Here is a 21789-nt window from a genome sequence, read left to right as displayed (position 1 = left end):
TGTGTGCCTTCGGTTGATGGTTCCCATTCGGCCTTCGGGTGATGGGTGTCGGTGTTTCGGTTGATGGGTTACGCCTACTTCGGTTGATTGGTGACACTCCTGGGTTCATGCGGGAGTTGTCTGTGGCTGAGCAGCGGTATGAGGCCGTGCGGGCGGTGATCGCCGACGGTGAGACGGTGACGAGTGTGGCGGCCCGGTTCGGGGTGGCGCGTAAGACGGTGCATCGGTGGCTGGCCAAGTACGAGGCTGGTGGGCTGGCGGGGTTGGCCGACGGTTCGCATCGGCCGCGGGGGTGTCCGCATCAGATGCCGGCGGCTGTTGAGGTGGCGCTGGTGGAGTTGCGGCTGGCGCACCCGTTCTGGGGGCCGCGGCGGCTGAGCTTCGAGCTGGCCGGGCGGGACGTGGTGGTGTCGGAGTCGGCGGCCTATCGGGCGTTGGTGCGGTTGAACTTGATCGATCCCGCCGCGCGGCGGCCGCGGGAGCGCAAGTGGAAGCGGTGGGAACGCGGACAGCCGATGGAGTTGTGGCAGATGGACATCGTCGGTGGGTTCGCCCTGGCCGACGGCAGCAGGGCCAAGGCGCTGACCGGGGTGGATGACCACTCGAGGTTCTGCGTGTCGGCGCGGTTGATGGTGCGGGAAAACGCCCGCGCGGTGTGTGACGGCCTGACCGCAGCGCTGCGGGCCCACGGGGTGCCCGAACAGATCCTCACCGACAACGGCAAGGTGTTCACCGGCCGGTTCAACAAGCCACCGGTCGAGGTGCTCTTCGATCGGATCTGCCGGGAAAACGGTGTTCAGCACCTGCTCACTCAGCCGCGGTCACCGACCACGACGGGCAAGATAGAGCGGTTCCACCGGGCGATCCGGACCGAGTTCCGCACCGACCGGGTCTTCGCCTCGCTGGCGGCAGCCCAGGCTGAGCTCGATGAATGGGTGGCCCACTACAACACCGCCCGACCGCACCAGGCCCTCGACATGACCACCCCGGCCGATCGGTTCTGGCGCCCCAGCGCCGCGACCGTCACCGAACTACGCACCCCGACCGATGGCCCGAGCCGCCCCCACAGCGACCGCGGTGACGGCCTCTGGGTCGCCCGGCGGGCCAGCAAAGTCGGTGTCGTCTGCGTGAACTGGCAGCAGGTCTGCCTCGGCGCCGCGGCGGCCGGTCGGCCCATCGACGTCTGGGTCACCGACCATGTTCTGCAGTTCTACGACGGCGACCACCTACTACGCACCCAGCAGCGCGAGCACCGAGGGGAGGTCCGCAAGAAACGAGCGTCGATCCCCGGCGGTCGTCCTACTCTGAAAACGAGTGTCACCAAACAACCGAACTAGATCTGTCACCCATCAACCGAAGTAGTTCAGCGGCTCCAATAGCCGTGAGCCATGGACGAACGAACCCGGCCGACCGCTGGAGGAGCCCACGGTGACCAGCCTGCAGTCGTCATCCGCCGCCGACCCCGTCCTGTGGCTGCGCGCCGAGTCCCGGTCCGACGAGCGCCGCGCGCCCCTGGTGCCCGACGACGTCGCGAAGCTGACCGCAGCGGGCATCGAGGTGGTGGTCGAGTCCTCGACCCACCGGGTGTTCCCCGACGCCGAGTACGCCGCCGCCGGCGCCCGGCTCGCCGACACCGGCAGCTGGACCGACGCGCCGGCTGCCGCCGTGGTGCTGGGCCTGAAGGAGCTGCCCGCCGAGCCGTACCCGCTGCGGCACCGGCACGTGTTCTTCGGCCACGCCTACAAGAACCAACCAGGGGCCAGGCTGTTGCTGGACCGGTTCGCCGCGGGCGGCGGTGCGTTGCTGGACCTGGAGTACCTCACCGACGACGCCGGCCGGCGGCTGGCCGCCTTCGGGTACTGGGCCGGCTATGTCGGCGCGGCCCTGGCGGTGCTGCAGCACGCCGGGGTGCTCGACCCGCCGGTGCGGCCCGGCACCCGCGAGCAGCTGGACCGGCGGCTGGCCGAGGCGGCTGCCGGCCGGCCCCGGGTGCTGGTCCTGGGTGCACTCGGCCGGTCCGGTACCGGCGCCCGCGATGCGCTCTCCGCCGCCGGCTTGCCGGTGACCGGCTGGGACGTGGCCGAGACCCGCCAGCTGGACCGGGCGGCGATGCTGGATCACGACGTGCTGGTGAACACCGTGCTGACCAACCAGCCCACCCGGCCCTACCTGACGGTCGAGGATCTCGCGGCGCCGCACCGGCTGGACGTGCTCTGTGACGTCACCTGCGACGTCGGATCGCCCTACAACCTGTTCCCGCTCTATCCCGAGACGACCAGCTGGCAGGAGCCGGTGTACCAGGTCCCGGGCGCCGGGCTGGAGGTCATCGCGATCGACAATCTGCCCTCTCTGCTGCCTCGCGAGGCCAGCAGCAGCTTCTCGGCCGAGCTGGTCGGCGCGGTGCCCGGCCTGTGGACCGACGCCGCACCCTGGCGGCGCTGCCTGGAACTGTTCCGCCAGCACAGCACCGGGAGCGACTAGCTCGGACGCGGTACTTCGGACGCGGCGCATTTTCCTTGACCTGTGACGTTTGGCCGGGTTAGCTAGCCGCACCTTCCCACCCCGCTACTTCGGAGTTGCCCACATGAGCTTCCTCCCCAACGCGCGCCGGCGCCCGTTCCGGCTGCTGGCCGCCGCCACCACCGCGATAGCGGCGACCGCTCTCACCATCTCGACCGCCGCCGCGGCAACGCCCGCACCGGCCGCCACCGCCGCCCCGGTCAGCTCGAACAAGGTCGTGCCGCAGCTGCAGGCCGTGGGCCTGGCCTCGACCATCGCGCTGAGCAACTGCTCGGCCAGCCTGGTCCGCTACCCCTCGTCGCTGGACACCGACCGGGCGATGATGCTCACCAACGGGCACTGCTACGAGGGCGGTTTCCTCGCCGCGGGCCAGGTGCTGGTCAACCGGGCCAGCTCCCGTACCGGCAAGCTGCTCAACGCCAACGGCACGGCGGTGGCCACCCTCAAGGCCGACCTGGTGCTCTACGCCACCATGACCGGCACCGACGTCACCCTGTACCGACTGAACAAGACCTTCGCCCAGATCAGGAGCACCAGCGGCGGCCTGAACGCACTCACCATCTCCTCGTCCCACCCGGTCGACGGCCGCGCGATCTCGATCCCGTCCGGCTACTGGAAGACCACCTACTCCTGCGCGATCAACGGCTTCGTCGGCACCCTGCGTGAGGACCGGTGGACCTGGCACGACTCGATCCGCTACCTGTACCCGAACTCCACCTGCCAGACCATCGGTGGCACGTCCGGCTCGCCGATCGTGGACAACACCACCCTGCAGCTCGTCGGCGTCAACAACACCAGCAACGAGCAGGGTCAGGCCTGCACCCTGGACAACCCCTGCGAGGTCAACGCCGACGGCAGCCTCACCTACACCCAGGGCCAGAACTACGGCCAGGAGACCTACTGGTTCACCACCTGCCTGACCTCGACCAACACGATCGACCTGAACAAGACCGGCTGCCTGCTCACCAAGCCGTAGTACCGAACACGCGGCGCGGCCCGGGCGAACTGCCCGGCCGCGCCGCCGTCGGCTAGCACAGACCAACCTGAACCGGGGCTTAACAAGATCAACTCGGCACGATCGCGGTGGCCGGCATGCCCGAAATCGGCACAGCGTAGGTGGTAACGAACGCACCCGCCTACCTGGAGCTGCCCCCATGACGTTCCTCTCGCGTATCAGCCGGCGCCCGTTCCAACTGCTGGCCGCCCTCGTGGTCACCGCCACCGCCCTGACCGTCCCGACCGCCGCGGCTAGCGCTGCTCCGGTCAGCCCCCAGCCCGCTGTGCAGCAGCTGCAGAGCGCCGGCCTGGCCGCCACGATCTCACTGGACAGCGGCTGCTCGGCGAGCCTGGCCCGCTACCCGTCCTCCTCGGACACCGACCGAGCCCTGATGCTCACCAACGGCCACTGCTGGGAGGGCAGCGTTGTCCTGCCGCCGGGCGTGGTGCTGGTCGACCTGCCCAGCATCCGTACCGGCGAGCTGCTCGACGCCAGTGGCCAGCCGGTGGCCACCGTGCAGGCCGACCGGCTGCTCTACGCCACCATGACCGGTACCGACGTCGCGCTGTACCGCCTGACCCAGACCTTCGCCCAGATCGAGGATGCCACCGGCCTCAGCGCGCTGACCATCGCCTCGTCCCACCCGGCCGACGGGACCGCGGTGTCGATCCCGTCCGGCTACTGGAAGACCACCTACTCCTGCGCCATCAGCGGTTTCGTTCCCACGCTGCGTGAGGCCGTCTGGACCTGGCACGACTCGATCCGCTACCAATACCCGGACGCCACCTGCCTGACCGTCGGTGGCACCTCCGGCTCGCCGATCGTCGACGACACCACCCTGCAGATCGTCGGCATCAACAACACCCTGAACGAGCAGGGCCAGGCGTGCACGCTGAACAACCCGTGCGAGGTCGACCCGGACGGCAGCTTCACCTCCACCCCGGGCCAGAACTACGGCCAGCAGACCTACTGGTTCACCACCTGCCTGACCTCGGCCAACACCCTCGACCTGGACAAGGCCGGCTGCCTGCTCCCCAAACCCCTGATCTGACCGGGATAGTGGGCGGTCCTCGGGCCGCCCAGCCGGTGCTGTCCCGGGCCCGGATCGCCCGCGACCCATCGCCGCTAGTCCGGCTATTGTCGGATCAGTCATACGACATCAAGCGTCAGCCGGTTTGTGCCAACGGGTCATACAGCGTCGGCAAACGTGGCATGTGAACAGATGGTGAGCCAACACCCCGCCACGATGGTGTATGGAGTAGTGCGGCACGATCGCGGTGGTCAGCACGACCGAGACCAGCCCAAGGTAGGCCGTAAGGCATACCCATCCACCTACGTCCGGAGCTAGTTAGTTCATGCCCTTCTTCACATCTACCAGCCGGCGCTCGTGGCGGCTGATGGCTGCCACCGCCACCGCGGTCGCCGCCACCGCACTGACCGTCACGCCCGCCGACGCGACCCCGACCCCGACCCCGCCCCCGAAGGCCACCACCCCGGTGGTCCCGAGCAGCGCCCGCCAGGTTGCGCCCCCGTCGCACCAGGCCAGCCTCGCCGGCATGATCAAGCTGCCGCCCGAATGCTCGGCCAGCCTGGTCCGTTACCCGACATCCCGGGACAAGGACCAGGCGTTGATGCTCACCAACGGCCACTGCTGGGAGGGTGTCTTCATCCTGCCGGGCGTGGTGCTGACCGACCAGCCCAGCTCCCGCACCGGCGACCTGCTCGACGCCCGGGGCCGGACGGTGGGCCAGGTGCAGACCGACCGGCTGCTCTACGCCACCATGACCGGCACCGACATCGCGCTGTACCGGCTCACCCAGACCTACGCCGAGATCAAGCGCGCCACCGGAATCAAGGCGCTGACCCTCGCCTCGACCCATCCGGTCGACGGCCGCGCGGTCACCATCGCGTCCGGGTACTGGCAGACCACCTACTCCTGCCGGATCGACGGTTTCGCTCCCGCGGTGAACGAGGCCTTCTGGACCTGGCAGGACTCGATCCGCTACGACCCGACCTCCGGCTGCCAGCTCGTCGCCGGCACCTCGGGCTCACCGATCGTCGACGACAACAACGGAAAGATCGTCGGCATCAACAACACCGCCAACACCGACGGTGGTTCCTGCACGCTGAACAACCCGTGCGAGATCAATCCCGGCGGCACCACCACGGTCGTCAAGGGCGAGGGCTACGGCCAGCAGACCTACTGGATCACCACCTGCCTGACGCACAACACCCTCGACCTGGCCAAGGCCGGCTGCCTGCTTCCCAAGCCGTAGCGCTCAGTCCCGGCCGGATCCGGGACGCCAACCGGGCGGCGGGTCCTCGCCGACCCGCCCGTCCACTGCCTCGCGCAGCAGGTCGGCGTGCCCGGTGTGCCGGCCGTACTCCTCGATCAGGTCGCACACGATCCGCCGCAGGCTGGCCCGGCGGCCGTCGGACCAGGCAAGGTGCACCAGCTGGTCCGGGCCGCCATCGGCCAGCGCGGCCCGCAGGATGGCGCGGGACCGTTCGACGGCGGCGTCCCAGAGCGCGTACAGCTGCTCCGGGGCGTCGCCGTCGGCGGAGTCGAATTCCCAGTCCGGATCGGCCTTCCAGTCCACGGCATTCCACGGCGGGCCGAGCGGCGCGCCGGTGAGCTTGGGGCCGAAGTACTGCTCCTCGACCAGCGCGAGGTGCTTGAGCAGGCCGCCCAGCGACAGCGACGACGCACCGATCCGGACCCGCAGCCCGGCGGCGTCCAGGCCGTCGGCCTTCCAGCGGAAGGTTGCCCGCAACCGCTCCAGCGCGCCCACCAGATGCTCGGCCTCGGTGCCGGCCAGCGGCGGCTCCCACGGGGTGTCGTTCGTCGTCATGCCGCCAGGCTAGGGCGCCCCGCCCCGGGCCCGCGCGCCGGTGCTCGATACTGCAGGACGTGGACTTCCTCCTCGAGCGGATGACCCGCCAGGGCCTGACCCGGCGGGGCACCGACACCGTCGCGCAGGTGGCAGTCGCGGCGGCGGGCCTGCAGGCGCAGGACGCCGCGGCGGCCCGGCTGGGCGTCCGGGCCCGCACCAGCAGCCCGGACGAGGCAGCCGTCGTCGAGGCGATCGACGCCGAGCGCAGCGTGGCGCGGCCCTGGCTGATGCGGGCCACCGTGCACCTGGTTGCGGCCTCCGACGCCCGGTGGCTGGTCGCCCTGTTCGGCCCGATGATCGAACGCCGGTTCACAGGAGTGCGCTGGCGGCAGCTGGGCATCGACCAGGCGCTTGTCGACAAGGCGATCCCGCTGACCCGCGAGATCCTCGCCGGCCGGCAGCTGACCCGCCACCAGCTCGCCGCGGAGCTGGCCGAACGCGGCATCCGGCCGGCCGACGACCCGCAGGCGGCCACCCACCTGCTGCTGGCGCTGAGCTGCCGCGGCGTCACCTGCCGCGCGCGGGACTCAGGCCGCGAGTCGACGTTCGCCCTGCTGGAGGAGTGGGTGCCGGCCGCACCGGCGCCCGCCGACCCGATGGCGGAGCTGGCCCGCCGGTACTTCCGCGCGTTCGGGCCGGCCACCGCCGCCGATTTCACCACCTGGTCCGGCCTGCCGTCCGGCGCGGCGATCAGGGCCGTCCGGGACGAGTTGACCGAGGTCGAATTCGACGGGCGGCGCGGCTGGACGCTTGGTGCGGTGGAGCCGGTACCCGCGCTGCGGCTGCTGCCGATGTTCGACAACTACCTGATCGGCTACCGCGATCGCACCGGCATGCTCGACCCGGCCCGCTACGGCCAGGTCTACGTCGGCGGCATCATCAAGGCCACCGTGGTCCGCGACGGCCGGGTGATCGGCAGCTGGCGGCTGGACCGGTCCGGCCGGTCAGCCACCATCCGGATCACGCCGTTCGAACGATTCACCCGATCGGACAAGCAACAACTCGATCGCGAGCACGCCGACCTCGAGAGGTTCCTCGGCCGGCCGGTCACCCTGGCGGTCGAGGACGGACGTGGCTAGTCGCCGTCGCAGTCGCCGTCCCGGTCGTAGAAGCCGGCACCGGCCAGTCCCGGCCCGGTGATCTGCGGCTTGGCCGCGCCGCCAGCTGTCGGGTAGCCGGTGTCGAACCACTGGCGGAAGAATTGGCCGAGCTTCTCGCGGCAGGCCTTGCTGTGGTTGGGCAACTGCCGGGCGAAGGCGGCCTCGAGCTGCCGCTCGTCGATGGTGCCGCCGCCATACCGGCGCTGGATCTGTTGCAGCGCAAGGTTGAACCGGGCCGGGCCGAGGATCTGCCGCACCGCGATGTAGGCGATCCCGGGGCGGGTGTAGGTGGACGAGCCGCTGAACAGGGTGTACGCGGTCGGCTTGGACGGGGCGACCCGCCAGAAGCTTCCGGTTCGGGCGTAGGTGGTGTTGAACTGCTCCACCAGGCTGGCCTGGAACGCGGCCGGCCCGCCGGTGGCACCCGCCGTCCGGGCCTCGTACAGGTACTCGCCCAGGGTCGCCATCCCCTCCTTGAAGAACGTCATGTCGTAGTTGGACTCGGTGACGTTGTCACCCCACCACTGGTGCATGTTCTCGTGGTGGAGGGTCTCCAGGTCGATGCTGCCGCTGGCGAAGGCGATCATCGTCTGCATCTCCTCCTCGAAGCCGGCGTCCGGGGTGCCGATCAGGATTCCGTTGGAACTGAACGGGAACGGCCCGTTGAAGTGGCTCTGAAACGCGGTGATGTCCGGCTGCTCGGCCATGATCGCCCGGTTGGCCGCCTGCTGCGCCGGGCTCAACGACGAGGACTGCGCCTGGTAGAACCGGATGCCGTTCGCGGCGGTGCGCTCGGTGAGGTCGTAGGAGCCGATGCTGTTCTCGACCAGGTAGCTCGCGGTGGGGGCGGCCATCCGCCAGTGCCAGGTGGTGGAGCCGGCCGGGAACCGGGCGTCGGGCCGGTTGTGCCGCTGGGAGAGGAGGATGCCGTTGGCGATCGCGGTCTTGCCGGCGTTCACGGTGTCGTAGAAGTCGTAGGTGGGCTTGGCGCTGGGGTGGTCGTTGAGCGGCATCCAGGCCTCGGTGCCGACCGGCTCGGTGGTCACGAAGCCACCGTCGCCGGGTGGCGTCTCGGACCGGAACCATCCCTCGGTCGAGCCGTCGCCGTCGATGTGGGTGCCGGGCCGCCCGGTGTAGCGCACGGTCACCACGAAGGTCGCCCCGGCCCGGATCGGGTGGGTGGGGATGATCACCAGCTTGTTCGCCGGGCACGGCTGGCCGTCCTGGGCGTTCGGCGAGTCGCCGGTCAGCTGCGGCTCGCAGGCCGGCGGCAGCGGGTTGTGCCGCGGGCCGCCGACCGGGTTCTGCTGGCCGGCCTGGTGGGCGCGCGGGTCCGGATCGTCCTGGCCCCTGGGGTCGCCCGGGTAGGTGGGCTGGACGAAGCGGAACTTCGCCGGCCGGCCGTTCACCGACACCGACGACACCGCGAGATCGGGACCGGCCACCCGGTCGGAGGACGAGCGCTCGAAGTCCAGGCTGAAGTCGGTCAGGCACTGCGTCGCCCGGTCGGTCAGGTCGACATGAGTGCCGGCCAGGAACCGGTTCGACGGCGCGTCGTAGACCAGGTGGACGTCGGTGTGCAGGCTGCGATACCCGCCGTTGCCGGTCTCGGGGTACAGCTGGTCGCCGTAGTGCGACAGGGTGTGCGCACCGGACGAGCAGTGCGGCCGCCCGGCACCGGCCTCGGCGGGCCCGGCGGCCGCCGTTCCGCCCGCCACCAGGGCCACGCTGGCGGCCACGCCGATCCACATCCCTCGACTGGTCATGGCCAGCACATAACTCCCCGGCAGGTGCTACGTCAACGCCCCAGCCGGGGAGGCCCGGATGCTTTGCCAATGCCGGTCCGGGGCACATACTGGGACCGACGGAACGGGGAGGTCGCATGTTCTGGTGGGTGGTCCTGGTCGGGACGGTGGTGGTGATCTACCTGCTGTCCCGGTGGGCCAAGCGCGCCGACGACGTCGAGGACGACTCCGCCTACCTGTACGAGAACGTGCAGGGGCCCGGCTACGGCTCGAAGTTCCTCAACATCCTGCGCGGACGCGACAAGGACGACTGACGCGACGAGGCCTGTCCGCCAAAACGGCCGACTTTCAGTCGTTACGTAGCGGCTGCTTTACATTTCCCGACATCTGAGGTGGGATTCGAGCCGCGACGCTGCCCACGGATGCGCCGCGATCGTCCAGCCCTCCCCCCGGGCCACCCAGAAATCGGATCAGGAATGCGTTTATGACTACGCCGGGAATGCCCTTCCCGTTGTCCGGCATCGTGCGCGAGACCATCACCAAGCTGGGCCTGACCGGCCTCCAGGTGACCGAAGAGGGCTTCTGGTGTCACGTCAGCGGCACCGCCCCGGTGGAGCGGGTGCAGGGCTGGAAGCTGCACCTGTCGGCCACCCCGCTGTCCGCCCCGGTGGTCCTGCACGCCGCCGGCCAGGTGCTGCTGGGCCACGGGTGCTCGTTCAAGTTCGCCAAGGACCTCGACCGGGTCACCGAGCTGACCTCGGTGCGCTACGACCGGGCCCAGGCCGGCAAGTTCCTCACCGCCTACCCGGCCGACGAGGAGCAGTTCCACCGGCTGGCCGCCGAGCTGTGCGACGCCACCGTGGGCATGCCCGGGCCCAAGATCCTCTCCGACCGGCAGTACCGGCCCGGCAGCATCGTGCAGTACCGGTTCGGCGCCTTCCGGGGTGTGCGGGTGCTGACCAACGACGGGTCCTTCGAGGCGCGGCTGCGGGACCCGGACGGCGGCCTGGTCGCCGACCAGCGCAAGCCGTGGTTCACTCCGCCCGCCTGGGTGCCGCCGCTGTCGCTGCCCGGTTCGCCGGTCACCAGCCCGGCCTCGGTCACCAGCCCGGCACCGGCGACCGGCCCAGCACCGGTCACCGGCCCGGCACCGGGGGCCACATCCGGCAAGCCGGTCGGCGGAAAGCCCGCCAGGCCGACCCTGGCGGACGGCCGCTTCGAGGTGCTGCGGGCGCTGCGGCACTCCGCGCGTGGCGGCGTGTACCAGGCCACCGACACCAAGACCGGCTACCCGGTGCTGATCAAGGAGGCCCGGGCGCACATCGGCTCCGACCGCCGGGGCCTGGACAGCCGCGCGCTGCTGGCCTACGAGGCGAAGGTGCTGACCGAGCTGAGCCCGTTGACCCCGGCCCTGGTGAGCCTGTTCGACGTCGACGACCACACCTTCCTGGCCGAGGAGTTCGTCGAGGGCCGCTCGCTCTCGCACACCATCGCCGGGGCGGCGGGCGATCCGGTGCCGGACGCGTCCGGGCTGGCGCTGCGGCTGGTGCGGCTGGTGGCGGCCGTGCACGAGCGGGGCTGGGTGCTGCGCGACCTGAACAGCAACAACGTGATGGTCACCCCGGCGGGTGAGCTGGTCCTGATCGACACCGAGCACGCGGCCCGGCCCGGGGACGTGGTGGGGCGGATCTACACCCCGGGGTTCGTCGCACCGGAGACGCTGCATCTGCCGGCCTACGGCGTCGCCCAGGAGCCGGCGGCGGACCGGTTCGCGCTCGGCGCGATGCTGGTGCACCTGGCGCTCGGCACGCCGCCGGCCCTGCTGGCCGACGGCCCCGATTCCGGTCGCACGCTGTCCGAGCGGATCGGCGCGCTGCTCGCGCTGGCCGAGGACGACCGGCCGCTGATCCGGCAGTGGTGGCCGCTGCTGACCGGGCTGTGCGAGTCCGACCCGGGCCGGCGCTGGACGCTGGCGCAGGCAGCCGACTTCCTGCAGGGCGAGCAGCCCCCGTCCGGCCCTGTTCCGCGGCCGGCGGGACCCACCGTGCAACGGGTGATCGAGGACGGCCTGGCCCACCTGATCGCGACCATGCGCCCGGACGCCGACTGGCTGTGGGAGACGGACGGCTTCGGTGGCGGCACCGACCCGTTGAACGTGCAGTACGGGGCGGCCGGGGTGCTGGCCGTGCTGGCGCGGGCGGCCGGGCACGGCTACTCCCAGGCGGCCGGTGCGCTGCCGGTGGTGACCGGCTGGATGGCCGAGCGGCTCGACCGGGTGCCCCGGCTGCTGCCCGGGCTGTACTTCGGCCGGGCCGGCACCGCCTGGGCGCTGCGCGCGGCGGCCGGGACGCTGCGGGATGCCGAGCTGGCCGGCCGGGCCGAGGAGCTCGGCCTACGGCTGCCGATCCGCTGGCCCAACCCCGACATCTGCCACGGCGTGGCCGGCGTCGGGCTTGCCCAGCTCGCGCTGTGGCAGCTGAGCGGGCGGACCGAGTTCCTCGACCGGGCCCGCCAGTGCGCCGACGGCCTGGCCGAGGCGGCCCGCGTCACCGACGACGGGGTGTTCTGGCCGATCCCGGACGACTTCGACTCCGCGCTGGCCGGCAGCTGGCATTTCGGTTTCGCGCACGGTGTGGCCGGGGTCGGCGCCTTCCTGCTGGCCGCCGGGCAGGCCTGCGGCGAACCCCGGTACTCCGAACTGGCCGAGGCTGCCGGGCGAACCCTGGCCGCGGCCGCCGACCTCGACGAGCGCACCGGCGCGGCCACCTGGCGCACCGACCGCAACTCGCCGGTCAGCTCCAAGGACATGCTGCTGCACTGGTGCAACGGGGCCTCGGGCGTCGGCACCTTCCTGGTCCGGCTGGCCGCCGCACACCATGACCAGGCCAGCCGGTACTGGGACCTGGTGCACGCCGCGGCGCTCGCCGTGCACCGGGCCCGCTGGCTGCCGTCCCCGGTGGCCTGCCACGGGCTGGCCGGCAACGGCCAGTTCCTGCTGGACGCCGCGGCCGCCGCGGAGCAGGCCGGCAGTCCCCGCGCCGCCGACTACCGCGACTGGGCCGCCGACCTCGCCGCGGTCATCGTGGCCCGGGCCGCCGTGATCGACGGCCGGCTGGTGGTGCCGGACGAGACCGGCCTGCGGGTCGGCGCGGGCTACGGCACCGGGATGGCCGGCACTCTCGACTTCCTCCTCCGGCTGAGCCAGGGCGGCGCGCGGTCCTGGATGGTTGAGGCCGGGTGAGCGCACCCGAGCAGCCCGTGGTGCACCGGATCAACCTGCGGTTCTCGGCCAGTGGCCGGTACTCGACCAGCGTGGTCGCCGACGCTTGCGGCCGGTTCGCGCTGCAGGCCTGGGAACTGGGGTCGGCCGGGCCGCGACACCGGTTCAGCGTCGACGTGCCGGATCTCGTCGCCACCGTGGGGCTGCCGCTCGAGGACGGCCGCACGGTGCTGGTCGAGCACGGGCCGGACGCCCACCGGCTGACCGTCCTGGACCCGGCCGGCTCGGCCGGGCCCGCTCCGATCCGGGTGGCGCCGTGCCGGCTGCTGCCCCCGCCGGCCGGCGGCGGCACGCTCGCGGTGGGGTTGCGGCACCAGGCCTCCCGCAGCCTGGTGCTGCTGGTGGAACCGGACGGGGTGACCGAGCTGGCCGCCGTCAAAGGCCCGCCAGTCCGGGCCTGGCCGGCCGGCGAGAACTCCCTGGTCCTGGCCGGCGCAGCCGGTCCGGCCGGCCTGCTGGACCTGCGGACCGGCCGGCTGGACCGGCTGCCTGCCGAGCTGGTACCGGACGGCACCGTGCTGCTCGACGCCACCGCCGGCCGGTTTCTGCTGGCAGCGCAAGGCAATGCCGGCTCGCGGCTGTTCGTCGGCTCGCTCAGCGCGCCGCCCCGGGCGCTGTCGTTGCCCGATGCGGCCGGCCGGGCCACCCCGGTGGCCGTCGCTCCGGCGGGGGACCAGGCGGCCCTGGTGGTGGAGCACGGTGCGGCGGGCTCGCTGCTGCTGGCCGGCGCCGACGGCAGCCGGCCGGTCCGGCCCGGGCTCGCCAGCCTGACACCGGCCGCCGCCTGGACCGAGCACGGGCTGTGGGGGACCGGCAGCGCCCCGGACCGGCCACCCGGCTACTACTGGCTGCCTTCGGGGGACAGCTCGGTGCGGTGGTCGACGGCCGCCGAGGACGGGCCGCCGGCCCGGCTGGTGACCGTGCCGGGGGCGGCGGGCGAGCTGGAGGCGATCGGCTACGGCCCGGACTGGCGCACCGCCGAGCGCGTCGTGCTGGCCGTGCACGGCGGCCCCCGGGACCACTGGCGGGCCGCCTACGAGCCGGTGCTGCGGATGCTCGCGGCCACCGGCGCGTGCGTGCTGGCCGTCAACCAACGCGGCAGCACCGGCTACGGCAGGGACTTCGAGCTGGCGGTCAAGGGCTGCTGGGGTGGCCCGGACCTCGCCGATCTCCGCGCGGTGGCGGCCTGGTTGCGCCGCTCCGGCGCCGGGCTGCCCGCGCTGTGGGGCACCAGCTACGGCGGGTACCTGGCGTTGCTCGCCGCGGCAGCCGAGCCGGACGGCTGGGCCGGCTGTGTCGCGATCTCGCCGTTCGCCTCGGCGGCGAGCCTCGATGCGGTAGCCGGTCCGCAGGTCCGGGCCCTGATCGCCCGGCTGGACGGCTGCCACCCGGTTGCCGACGACCTGGGCGAGCGGGACCTGGTGCGGCTGGCCGGCCGCATCCGGTGCCCGACGCTGATCGCGCACGGCGCGCTGGACCGGACCATCCCGGTCGAACAGTCGCGCGCGATCGTATCGGCTATGAAAGGCAGCCCGGCCGGCACTCTGCTGCGCTACCTGGAACTTCCCGACCGCGACCATGCCGTGCTGCGGGCCGCTCCCGGCGATCCCGTGCTGCACGCCGCGTTCGACCTGCTCGCAGACCAGCTGGCTCGAGCCTGATGACGTTTCCCCTGGTATCCAAAGCCATTCGCGCACCGCTGAGGAGGTGAACTATTTGGAGATCAACCTGGAACTGCTGCAGCAGCTGCCGGCGGAGGAGGACGCCGAGGCCGGCCTGTGCACCCTGACCTGCACCTACAGCTGCATGCACACCGGCGTCATCATGCCCTGCGACGTCACAGGCTTCATCACCTGACCAGGCTCGCAGCGACCCCGACGCACTAGAAGGAGGTGAACCTTTGGAAACCGCCACCCTGGAACGGCTGCAGCAGCTGCCCGCCGAGGATGAGGCCGAATACATGCTGTGCGCACTGACGTGCACCTACAGCTGTTGGGAGACCAGTCCCGCGACCTTCACCTGCGACGTCACCGGCTTCGTCACCTGACGTCCGGCCTGCCCGGTTTCATCCAGCCGGCCCGGTCGCCGTTCCTGCGGCGGCCGGCCGGCGTTGCCGCACCCGGAAAGGAGGGAATCCCTATGGAGATCAACCTGGAACTGCTTCAGCAGCTGCCGGCGGAGGAGGAGGCCGAAACCGGCCTGTGCACCCTGACCTGCACCTACAGCTGCATGCACTCCGCGGTCGCTGAGCCCTGCAACGTCACCGGCTTCATCACCTGAGGCCGTGCCGTGGTTTCCAGCAGCCGCCGCATGCCAGAAGGAGGTGAACATATGGAAACAGCCACCCTGGAACGGCTTCAGCAGCTGCCCGCGGAGGAGGAGGCCGTGCACATGGAGTGCACCCTGACCTGCACCTACAGCTGCATGGCCACCAGCCCCGCCGAGCCGTGCGACGTCACCGGCTTCATTCGGTGACGAAGGACGCAGCGGATATGTAGGGCTTCGTTCCGCTGGCCCGGCCGTCCACCCGGCCGGCCGGGCCAGCGGGCGACGCGACTGCCGCGGCGGCGGCGTTCCTGCGGCCTAGGCAACCACCGGGTGCAGCCAGTTGCGGGTATCCGGGACTCGGCCGAACTGCACGTCCAGCAGGTGCTGGCGGATCGCCAGCGTGACCTTGCCCGGCCGCCCGTCGCCGGCGGTGTGGGCGTAGCCGTCGCCCTTGAAACCGACGATCGGGGTGATCACCGCGGCGGTGCCGGCGGCGAACATCTCGGTGACCGAGCCGTTGTCGCAGGCCTCGCGCAGGTCGGCCAGCCGCACCGGCCGCTCGACCGGCTTGAGATCGTGCTCGGCGGCCAGTTCCAGCACGCTGTCGCGGGTGACGCCCTCCAGGATGGTGCCCAGGCCCGGGGTGACCAGTTCGCCGTCGGCGGTGACCAGGAAGAGGTTCATGGTGCCCGACTCCTCCAGGTGGCGCTCGGCGTCGCCGCTGAGGTAGAGCACCTGCTCGCAGCCGTGCTGCTGCGCCTCCACCTGGGCGGCCAGCCCGCCGGCGTAGTTGCCGCCGCACTTGGCCGCACCGGTGCCGCCCGGCGCCGCGCGGGTGAACTGCTCGCTGACCCAGAGGGTGACCCCGTTGACGCCGGAGGAGAAATAGGACCCGGCCGGTGAGGCGATCACCCCGTAGCTGACCCGGATCGCCGGTCGCACCCCGAGGAAGGCCTCCGAGCCGAACATGTACGGCCGCAGGTACAGGCTGCGCTCGCCGTCGTGCGGCGGCACCCAGTCCTGGTCGGTGCGCACCAGCGCCCGCAGGCTGTCCAGGAACTGCTCCTCGGGCAGCGTCGGCAGCGCCAGCCGGCGCGCGGAGCGCACGAACCGGCGGGCGTTCAGCTCCGGCCGGAACAGCCAGATGCTGCCGTCGGCGTGCCGCATCGCCTTGAGGCCCTCGAAGATCTCCTGCCCGTAGTGGAACACCGCCGCCGCCGGGTGCAGCGAGTACGGCTCGAGCGCCTTGACCTCGCAGTCGTGCCACCCCTCGTCCAGCGTCCAGGTCGCCGAGGCCATGTGGTCGGTGAAGAAGCGGCCGAAACCGGGATCGGCGAGGATGCGCGCCCGCTCTTGCTCCGCGGCCGGACGAGCCGATCGACTGACTCGGAATCCGTTCATGGCAGCCTCTTCTCCCCGATGATCGTGTCGGTGCGTGGAACCCGGAATCCCAATTCTGCCTCTCCGAGCCGGCGGCGGTGGCGGCAGCCACCCCGGGCCGGGCATCGAGCGGGCGGGTGCCTACCTGGCGCCGACGGTGCGGCGGTGTCTGTGCGGACCGGTAGGGCCCGCCTAAGATTGCCGGGAATTGAGCTGGCAGGGGGAACCAGTCGTGCTCGTGCGGTATCCGGTCGCCCTGGCGGTGGTGCTGCTGCTGGTCGGGTGTACCGCTTCCGACGGCTCCGACGCACCGCTGCCGCCCCCCAACGCCTCCCAATCGCCGCTGCCCACCATCACGCCGGCGCCCACCCGCAAGCCAGACCCGAGCCTGGTGCCTGCCGCGCTGGCCCGCTACTGCCATTCCGGCTTTCCGCTGGAAGGGGTCTACTCACCGCAGCGGCTGACCGTCAAGCAACCCTGCGTGGCGGTCACCGGAATCGCCTGGGAGATCAACCGCGAGCACGACGGCGACATGCACATCTCGCTGACCGAGGTCGATCCGAAGTGGCTCAACGCGGTCAACCTGCAGCGCTCGGAACAGGGCCTGGTGGTCGAGGCGGTGCCGTCGATCCCGATCACCATGCCGCCGTTGAAGTCCCGGGTGACCATCATCGGGCCGTGGGTGCTGGACACCCAGACCGGCTGGCTGGAGATCCACCCGGTCTGGGCGATCCTGCCAGCCTGACCACCCCAGCGGTTGCGGTCGGGCCTGACCGCCCCGAGCGGGTGCGGTGCGGGGTCAGCTGAGCGGCCGCAGCAGTACCCAGATCAGCGCGGCCACCCCCGCGGAGGCCGGCAGCGTCAGCACCCAGGCAACCACGATGTTGCCCGCCACCCCCCAGCGGACCGCCGACAGCCGGCGGGTGGCACCGGCGCCCATGATCGAGGTGCTGATGACGTGGGTGGTCGAGATCGGCAGCCCGAAGTGGGCGGCGCTGAACAGCACCCCGCTGGCCACCGTCTGCGCGGCGAAGCCGCTCACCGGGCTGAGCGAGTAGATCCGCCGGCCCACCGTGCGCATGATCCGCCAGCCGCCGGAGTAGGTGCCGGCCGAGATCGCGGCCGCCGCCGACAGGATCACCCAGGTCGGGATCGGCTCGCCCTTGCCGAGATGGCCGGACACCACCAGGGTCAACGCGATCACGCCCATGGTCTTCTGGGCGTCCTGGCTGCCGTGGCCGAAGGCCATGGCAGCGGCGCTGAGCACCTGAGCCCACCGGAACCGGCGCTGGGTGCGGTGGTAGTTGGACCGCCGGAACAGCCACAGCAACAGCAGCATGAACAGGTAGCCCAGCAGCAGGCCGGTCAGCGGCGAGGCCACCATGGGCACCACCACCTTGTCGAGCAGGTTGGACCAGCGCACCCCCTCCGAGCCCGCCAGCGCCGCGCCGATCAGCCCGCCGATCAGGGCATGCGAGGACGAGGAGGGCAGGCCCAGCCACCAGGTGCCCAGGTTCCAGGCGATCGCGCCGAGCAACCCGGCCAGCACGATCAGCAGGCCGTCCCGCCCGCTCGGGGCCTGGATGATGCCGGAGCCGACGGTGGCCGCCACCTTCGTCGACACCAGCGCGCCGAGCACGTTGGCCACCGCGGCCATCGCCAGCGCGACCCGCGGGCTCAGCGCCCGGGTCGAGACCGAGGTGGCGATCGCGTTCGCCGAGTCGTGGAAGCCGTTGGTGAAGTCGAAGGCCAGCGCGACGACGACGATCACCACCGCGAGCGCTGTCGGGCTCACCTCATCGACCGCCGCGTCCGGCCCGTCCTTCCGGTGCCGCTCACGACTCCTTCACCGCGATCGTCTCGACCGCGTGCGCGACGTGCTCGAGGGCGTCGGTGGCCTCCTCGAGCAGGTCGGCTACCTGGCGCAGCTTGAGCACCTGCATGGGCTTGTAGCTGCCGCCGAACAGCTGGGACAGCAACTGCCGGTGCACCTGGTCGGCCTCGTTCTCGACCTCGTTGACCTTGATCCAGTACGGCTCCAGGTCCTGCAGGGTGGCCAGCCGCCCCATCGCGTCGGCGGTCTGGGCCGCGGCCTGCTGCACCAGGCGGATCTGGTCGAGCATCAGGCTGGGCAACTCGCCGACGTCGGCGAGCACCACGAAGTCGGTCGCCTCGTCCATGGCGTCGACCACGTCGTCCAGGGCACCGGCCAGCCGGTAGATGTCCTCGCGGTCGAACGGCGTGACGAAGCTCTTGTTCAGCTGGCGCAGGATGCGGTGGGTGACGGCGTCGCCGGCGTGCTCGAGGTCGCGCATCGCCGCGGCGATCGCCGGCCGGTCGGCCCCCGGGTCGCACAGCCCGGCCAGCACGTCGGCCGATGCCGCGACGTTGCGGCCGCCCTCGGCCAGCAGGTCGTAGAACGCGGTGTCCCTGGGAGTGAAACGTCCCACCATGTCTCGCCCTCGGTCGGCCGGCGGTGCCCTTACCTGCCGGGTCTGCCTGACAGTAGCGGGTCGGCATCCGGCGGTGCGCGAGCCTCGGCCGTCCGGGCGGCGAGCCCGCCCCGGCACGTTTCCGGTCCCGGCCGCTGGGCGGCACTGTCTACACTCGGCCGAGGCTGCGTCGCCACCGGGAGCGGCGCGATCCGAGGCAACCGGAGTAGATGGGCTGCAGGTGGTGTCAGCGGGAACGGGCGAGACGGCCAAGATGCTCGCGGTGAGCGACCTGCACATGGGTTACGCCGACAACCGGCGGGTGGTGGACCTGCTGCAGCCGACCACCGACCAGGACTGGCTGCTGGTGGCCGGTGACGTCGGCGAGGTGGCCGAGCAGATCGGCAGCACCCTGGCGGTGCTGCGCAGCCGGTTCTCCACCGTGATCTGGGTGCCGGGCAACCACGAGCTGTGGTCGCACCAGTCCGATCCGCTGCCGCTGCGCGGCGACTACCGCTACCAGCATCTGGTGGGGATCTGCCGCGAGCTGGGAGTGCTCACCCCGGAGGACCCCTATCCGGTCTGGACGGGGCCCGGCGGCCCGGTCACGGTGGCACCGCTGTTCCTGCTCTATGACTACACCTTCCGGCCCCCGGGTGCCCGGACCCAGGAAGAGGCGCTGGAGGTGGCCTACCGCAGCGGCATCGTCTGCACCGACGAGCAGTTGCTGCACCCGGACCCCTACCCCAGCCGGGAGGCCTGGTGCCGGGCCCGGGTGGAGTACACCATGCGCCGGCTGGACGCCCGCGATCCCAGCATCCCCACCGTGCTGGTCAACCACTACCCGCTGACCCGGCTGCCGACGCTGGTGTTGCGCTACCCCGAGTTCGCCCAGTGGTGCGGCACGGAGCTCACCGCCGACTGGCACCGGCGCTACGCCGCCGACGCGGTGGTCTACGGCCACCTGCACATCCCGCGCACCACCTTCGAGGACGGCACCCGGTTCGAGGAGGTCTCGCTGGGCTATCCCCGGGAGTGGCGCAGCCGCAGCCAGCCCAAGCAGTGGCCGCGCCAGATCCTGCCCGCACCGGCGTGATCGCCCGCCTGCTGCCGGACTGGGTACGGGCCGTCGACACCACCACCGACGCCTCCGAGGACGCGCTGTGGCCGGCCGAGCGTGCCGTGCTCGAGCGGGCGGTGCCCAAGCGCCGGATCGAGTTCGCCACCGTCCGGGTCTGTGCCCGGGCCGCGCTGGCCGAGCTCGGCGTGCCAGCCGCCGCGATCCTGCCCGGGCCGCGCGGGGCGCCAGGGTGGCCGCCGGGCATCGTCGGCAGCATGACCCACTGCGCGGGCTACCGCGGTGCCGCCGTCGCCCGGCGCGAGCACGCGGCCAGCATCGGCATCGACGCCGAACCGCACGGCCCGCTGCCGGACGGGGTGCTGGACGCGATCGCCCGGCCCGAGGAGCACCGGCAGCTGGCCGAGCTCGCCGCCGGCCATCCGGCGGTGCACTGGGACCGGCTGCTGTTCAGCATGAAGGAATCGGTCTACAAGGCCTGGTACCCGCTCACCGAGCGCTGGCTGGACTTCGACGAGGCCAGCATCGCGATGGACCCGGGTGCCGGCACCTTCACCGCGGCGCTGCAGGTAGCCGGACCGGTGCTGGACGGGCGTGAGCTGACCGGCTTCACCGGCCGGTTCGCCACGTCTGACACCCTGGTGCTCACGGCGATCGCGGTGCCGGCCGCCGGCTGACGCCGAGGTTTCTCAAGGGGGCTGCGGTGCGCAACTGGGCGGGGAACGTCGACTTCGGCGCGGCCCGGTTCTGCCGGCCGGACTCCGTCGACGAGCTGCGCGGCCTGGTCGCCGGCAGCCGCCGGGTGCGGGCGCTGGGTACCGGCCACTCGTTCAACCGGATCGCCGACACCACCGGGGATCTGGTCTCGCTGGCCGGCCTGCCGGCCGTCGTGGAACTCGACAGCGCCGCCCGACTGGTGGAGGTGTCGGCCGGGCTGCGCTACGGCGAGCTGGCGGGCCACCTGCATCGGCACGGCTTCGCGCTGCACAACCTCGGCTCGTTGCCGCACATCTCGGTGGCCGGGGCCTGTGCCACCGGCACGCACGGCTCCGGGGACGGCAATCCGGGCCTGGCCGCGGCGGTGGCCGCCCTGGAACTGGTCACCGCGGACGGTGAACTGCGGGTGCTGAGCCGGGCCGGCGAGTCCGCGGCCGAGTTCTGCGCCACTGTGGTGGGCCTGGGCGCGCTCGGCATCGTGACCCGGCTCTGGCTCGACGTCGAGCCGGCCTACTCGGTGCGCCAGCACGTCTATGACGACCTGGAACACGAGATGGTGCTGGCACACCTGGACGAGATCCTGGCCAGCGGGTACAGCGTCAGCCTGTTCACCCGGTGGCAGCCGGAACCGACCTACCAGCTGTGGCGCAAGCGCCGGGTCGGCGCCGGCGACGAGGGGGGCGCCGAGCCGGTCTTCTTCGGCGCCACCGCGGCAGCCGACCCCAGGCATCCGCTGCCGGCCATGGACGCGGCCAACTGCACCGAGCAGCTCGGCCGGATCGGCCTGTGGCACGAGCGGCTGCCGCACTTCCGGCTGGAGTTCGTCCCCAGCCGGGGTGAGGAACTGCAGTCGGAGTACCTGGTGCCGCGCGCGCTGGCCCGGCAGGCGATCGAGGCGGTCGCCGGGATCGGGCACCGGGTGGCCCCGGTGCTGCAGGTGTGCGAGCTGCGCAGCATCGCCGCGGACGAGTTCTGGCTGAGCCCCGGCTACCGCCGCGACAGCCTGGGCGTGCATTTCACCTGGATTCCGGACCCGGCGGCGGTCCTGCCGGTGCTGGCCGAGGTGGAACGCCGGCTGGCGCCGCTGCGGGCGCGACCGCACTGGGCCAAGTTGTTCGGCATGGAGCCCGCCGCCGTGCGGGAGCTGTATGACCGCTACGACGATTTCCGGCGATTGTGCGCGATGCGAGATCCCGGCCGAAAATTCGGCAACGACTTTATGGACCGGTATTTCCCGCGCTTCTGACTTCGCCTGTGCAAGTTCCGCGTTGTCACCAGCCGTGCCTGGTGTCTACAAAATTAGTTCGCTATGTTTACATCGCTGATAACTAATTCCAGACAGTCTGGCGGACGCCGCCTAGCCGGGTCGAGTCCGACG

General features: G+C 71.6%; 22 protein-coding genes. 17 read left to right on the top strand and 5 right to left on the bottom strand.

From position 1 onward, the window contains the following. The first annotated feature begins 107 nt into the window (after positions 1–107). From VLJ82_RS01835 to VLJ82_RS01815, 5 genes are all read left to right on the top strand, one after another. Positions 108–1337 carry an IS481 family transposase gene (locus tag VLJ82_RS01835; protein WP_408661615.1) on the top strand — a complete coding sequence of 410 codons (1230 nt, stop codon included), beginning with the start codon at positions 108–110 and terminating at the stop codon, positions 1335–1337. A gap of 91 nt (positions 1338–1428) precedes the next feature. Next, entirely contained in the window at positions 1429–2481 is a 1053-nt protein-coding gene (locus tag VLJ82_RS01830; protein WP_408661612.1) for a saccharopine dehydrogenase, read from the top strand. 103 nt (positions 2482–2584) lie between these two features. After that, positions 2585–3496, top strand: coding sequence for a S1 family peptidase (locus VLJ82_RS01825; protein WP_408661611.1), 912 nt, complete (start codon positions 2585–2587; stop codon positions 3494–3496). Between the two features lie 178 nt (positions 3497–3674). Further along, positions 3675–4568 carry a S1 family peptidase gene (locus VLJ82_RS01820; RefSeq protein WP_408661610.1) on the top strand — a complete coding sequence of 298 codons (894 nt, stop codon included), beginning with the start codon at positions 3675–3677 and terminating at the stop codon, positions 4566–4568. Positions 4569–4872: 304 nt separating this feature from the next. Further along, the gene (locus VLJ82_RS01815) at positions 4873–5793 is read left to right on the top strand and encodes a S1 family peptidase (RefSeq protein ID WP_408661609.1); all 921 of its coding nucleotides are present in this window, start codon (positions 4873–4875) and stop codon (positions 5791–5793) included. A 3-nt stretch (positions 5794–5796) separates the two neighbouring features. On the opposite strand, the gene VLJ82_RS01810 is transcribed toward VLJ82_RS01815, so the two are convergent. Further along, a complete protein-coding gene (locus tag VLJ82_RS01810) occupies positions 5797–6369 on the bottom strand; it encodes a DinB family protein (RefSeq protein WP_408661608.1) in 573 nt (190 codons plus the stop codon). A gap of 59 nt (positions 6370–6428) precedes the next feature. On the opposite strand from VLJ82_RS01810, the gene VLJ82_RS01805 reads away from it, so the two are divergent. Beyond that, positions 6429–7490: a winged helix DNA-binding domain-containing protein gene (locus VLJ82_RS01805; RefSeq protein ID WP_408661607.1), complete on the top strand. Its 1062-nt coding sequence runs from the start codon at positions 6429–6431 to the stop codon at positions 7488–7490. Here the strand turns inward: VLJ82_RS01805 and VLJ82_RS01800 are convergent. Next, positions 7487–9277: a M1 family aminopeptidase gene (locus VLJ82_RS01800; protein ID WP_408661606.1), complete on the bottom strand. Its 1791-nt coding sequence runs from the start codon at positions 9275–9277 to the stop codon at positions 7487–7489. The two genes, VLJ82_RS01805 and VLJ82_RS01800, sit on opposite strands and share 4 nt — an antisense overlap. A gap of 116 nt (positions 9278–9393) precedes the next feature. Here VLJ82_RS01800 and VLJ82_RS01795 point away from each other — a divergent pair, with 116 nt between their 5' ends. The 7 genes from VLJ82_RS01795 (at position 9394) to VLJ82_RS01765 (ending at position 15011) form a co-directional block, all read left to right on the top strand. Further along, entirely contained in the window at positions 9394–9570 is a 177-nt protein-coding gene (locus VLJ82_RS01795; RefSeq protein ID WP_408661605.1) for a hypothetical protein, read from the top strand. A gap of 170 nt (positions 9571–9740) precedes the next feature. Next, a complete protein-coding gene (gene lanL, locus VLJ82_RS01790; protein ID WP_408661604.1) occupies positions 9741–12497 on the top strand; it encodes a class IV lanthionine synthetase LanL in 2757 nt (918 codons plus the stop codon). After that, positions 12494–14197, top strand: a complete 1704-nt coding sequence (locus VLJ82_RS01785) for a S9 family peptidase (protein WP_408661603.1) — start codon at positions 12494–12496, stop codon at positions 14195–14197. The genes lanL and VLJ82_RS01785 overlap by 4 nt, the downstream gene beginning before the upstream one ends. Positions 14198–14243: 46 nt before the next feature. Beyond that, positions 14244–14393 (top strand): hypothetical protein, encoded by a 150-nt coding sequence (locus tag VLJ82_RS01780; protein WP_408661602.1) that lies wholly within the window; start codon positions 14244–14246, stop codon positions 14391–14393. A gap of 43 nt (positions 14394–14436) precedes the next feature. Then, entirely contained in the window at positions 14437–14583 is a 147-nt protein-coding gene (locus VLJ82_RS01775) for a hypothetical protein (RefSeq protein ID WP_408661601.1), read from the top strand. Positions 14584–14675: 92 nt separating this feature from the next. Further along, on the top strand, positions 14676–14816 hold the full coding sequence (locus VLJ82_RS01770) for a hypothetical protein (protein ID WP_408661600.1): 141 nt from the start codon (positions 14676–14678) through the stop codon (positions 14814–14816). A gap of 51 nt (positions 14817–14867) precedes the next feature. Then, entirely contained in the window at positions 14868–15011 is a 144-nt protein-coding gene (locus tag VLJ82_RS01765) for a hypothetical protein (protein WP_408661599.1), read from the top strand. Between the two features lie 108 nt (positions 15012–15119). Here the strand turns inward: VLJ82_RS01765 and VLJ82_RS01760 are convergent, their stop codons facing one another. Beyond that, positions 15120–16205 carry a branched-chain amino acid aminotransferase gene (locus VLJ82_RS01760; RefSeq protein WP_408661598.1) on the bottom strand — a complete coding sequence of 362 codons (1086 nt, stop codon included), beginning with the start codon at positions 16203–16205 and terminating at the stop codon, positions 15120–15122. A gap of 211 nt (positions 16206–16416) precedes the next feature. Here VLJ82_RS01760 and VLJ82_RS01755 point away from each other — a divergent pair, with 211 nt between their 5' ends. After that, on the top strand, positions 16417–16929 hold the full coding sequence (locus VLJ82_RS01755; RefSeq protein ID WP_408661597.1) for a hypothetical protein: 513 nt from the start codon (positions 16417–16419) through the stop codon (positions 16927–16929). A 54-nt stretch (positions 16930–16983) separates the two neighbouring features. On the opposite strand, the gene VLJ82_RS01750 is transcribed toward VLJ82_RS01755, so the two are convergent. Further along, positions 16984–17979 carry an inorganic phosphate transporter gene (locus VLJ82_RS01750; protein ID WP_408661596.1) on the bottom strand — a complete coding sequence of 332 codons (996 nt, stop codon included), beginning with the start codon at positions 17977–17979 and terminating at the stop codon, positions 16984–16986. A gap of 40 nt (positions 17980–18019) precedes the next feature. Next, the gene (locus tag VLJ82_RS01745) at positions 18020–18637 is read right to left on the bottom strand and encodes a DUF47 domain-containing protein (protein WP_408661595.1); all 618 of its coding nucleotides are present in this window, start codon (positions 18635–18637) and stop codon (positions 18020–18022) included. A 253-nt stretch (positions 18638–18890) separates the two neighbouring features. Here VLJ82_RS01745 and VLJ82_RS01740 point away from each other — a divergent pair, with 253 nt between their 5' ends. The 3 genes from VLJ82_RS01740 to VLJ82_RS01730 are packed head-to-tail and all read left to right on the top strand — an operon-like array spanning position 18891 to position 21657. Next, positions 18891–19712 carry a metallophosphoesterase family protein gene (locus VLJ82_RS01740; protein ID WP_408661614.1) on the top strand — a complete coding sequence of 274 codons (822 nt, stop codon included), beginning with the start codon at positions 18891–18893 and terminating at the stop codon, positions 19710–19712. After that, complete coding sequence (locus VLJ82_RS01735) at positions 19709–20371, top strand: 4'-phosphopantetheinyl transferase family protein (RefSeq protein WP_408661594.1); 663 nt, start codon at positions 19709–19711, stop codon at positions 20369–20371. The genes VLJ82_RS01740 and VLJ82_RS01735 overlap by 4 nt, the downstream gene beginning before the upstream one ends. Before the next feature lie 26 nt (positions 20372–20397). Next, entirely contained in the window at positions 20398–21657 is a 1260-nt protein-coding gene (locus tag VLJ82_RS01730) for an FAD-binding protein (RefSeq protein ID WP_408661593.1), read from the top strand. Positions 21658–21789 lie beyond the last annotated feature (132 nt).

The organism is Jatrophihabitans sp., assembly GCF_035474675.1.
GTDB lineage: Bacteria > Actinomycetota > Actinomycetes > Mycobacteriales > Jatrophihabitantaceae > Jatrophihabitans_A.
The sequence above is the reverse complement of the archived record's forward strand: the minus strand, read 5'-3'. Positions and strand labels throughout refer to the sequence as shown.